The sequence below is a fragment of the Microbacterium gubbeenense DSM 15944 genome, from assembly GCF_000422745.1.
GTDB lineage: Bacteria > Actinomycetota > Actinomycetes > Actinomycetales > Microbacteriaceae > Microbacterium > Microbacterium gubbeenense.
In genome coordinates, this window is the sequence record NZ_AUGQ01000067.1 from 1 (window position 1) to 1,424 (window position 1,424).

1 protein-coding gene is annotated in these 1,424 nt (G+C 65.1%); it reads right to left on the reverse strand.

Annotated elements, in window-relative coordinates; translation table 11 throughout:
- Positions 1-55 precede the first annotated feature (55 nt).
- Positions 56-1,306 (reverse strand): IS256 family transposase, encoded by a 1,251-nt coding sequence (locus G510_RS0113330; protein ID WP_029154008.1) that lies wholly within the window; start codon positions 1,304-1,306, stop codon positions 56-58.
- Between the last annotated feature and the right edge of the window lie 118 nt (positions 1,307-1,424).

Genomic DNA, 1,424 nt, shown 5'->3' on the forward strand with positions numbered 1-1,424 from the left:
GGTCAAGTCCCGTGGAGTGGTGTAACGCTCGGGTGATCGATCGAGCTGGGGTTGGTCAAGCGGACAGGGCAAGGTCGGGGTCTTCGGTGTCGATCTCCTCTCCGGTGTCGGGGACGAGGCTCAGACGGCAGCGATTCAGGAGCTCGAGCCCGAGGTAGCGTCGTCCTTCAGCCCACTCATCGGTCTGCTCGGCCAGGACCGCGCCGACGAGGCGGACGATGGCGTCCCGGTTCGGAAAGATGCCGACGCTGTCGGTCCGGCGACGGATCTCCCTGTTGAGACGCTCGTTGGGATTATTCGACCAGATCTGCGACCAGACGTCTTTCGGGAAGCCTGTGAACGCGAGGACGTCCGCGCGGGCGGCGTCGAGATGGTCGAATACGTCGGGGAGCTTCTCGGCGACGTAGTCGAGGAGACGGTCGAACTGCGCGTCGACGGCGGCCTTGTCGGGCTGATCGTAGACGGAGTGCAGCATTGCTTTGACCGCGGGCCAGAGGCTCTTCGGTGTGACAGACATGAGGTTCGCCGCGTAGTGGGTGCGGCAACGCTGCCAGACCGCGCCGGGCAGGTTCGCAGCGACCGCCTCGACGAGCCCGGCGTGCGCGTCGCTGGTGACGAGACGAACACCGGTCAGGCCGCGCGCGACGAGATCGGCGAAGAACTGGTTCCAGGCAGGACCGGTCTCCCTGGTCGCAACGCGCAGTCCGAGGACTTCGCGCCTGCCGTCGGCGTTGACGCCGGTGGCGACGAGGACGACCGTGTTCACCACGCGCCCGCCCTCGCGAACCTTCATCGTCAACGCGTCGGCAGCGACGAACGTGAACGGGCCAGCGTCATCGAGACGCCGGTTGCGGAACTGATCGACATGTTCGTCGAGATCGGCAGCCATCCGGGAGACCTGCGACTTCGAGAGGGCATGGATGCCGAGAGTCTTCACAAGCTTGTCCATGCGCCTGGTGGAGACTCCGGCGAGGTAGCAATCGGCGACGACCGTGATCAGTGCCGTCTCGGCGCGTTTGCGGCGTTCGAGAAGCCATTCCGGGAAATACGAGCCTTGCCGGAGCTTCGGGACGGCGACATCGACCGTGCCGACACGAGTGTCGAGATCACGGTGGCGGTAGCCGTTGCGCTGGGTGGCCCGGTCAGGAGAGGGCTGTCCGTACTCGGCTCCTGCGACCGCGTCGGCTTCGGCAGACAGGAGCGAATTGATGATCGTCTGCAGCAGCTGCCGCATCAGATCGGGTGACGCGTCGCCGAGCGCTTCACGCAGGACGGTGGCAGAGTCGACAATGTGAGGAGCGGTCATCGTGTGTCTTCCGTTCGAGAGGCTGTAGGAGGTTTCCTCGAAGGATCACACGGTGACCGCGTCTACGTCAGAGACGAGGCAGGCCACCGCGCGTTACACCACTATGCGGGACTCCACT

What these genes read in the sequence shown, in the direction of transcription:
- G510_RS0113330 (WP_029154008.1), bottom strand. Translation starts at nt 1,306, where the DNA reads ATGACCGCTCCTCACATTGTCGACTCTGCCACCGTCCTGCGTGAAGCG.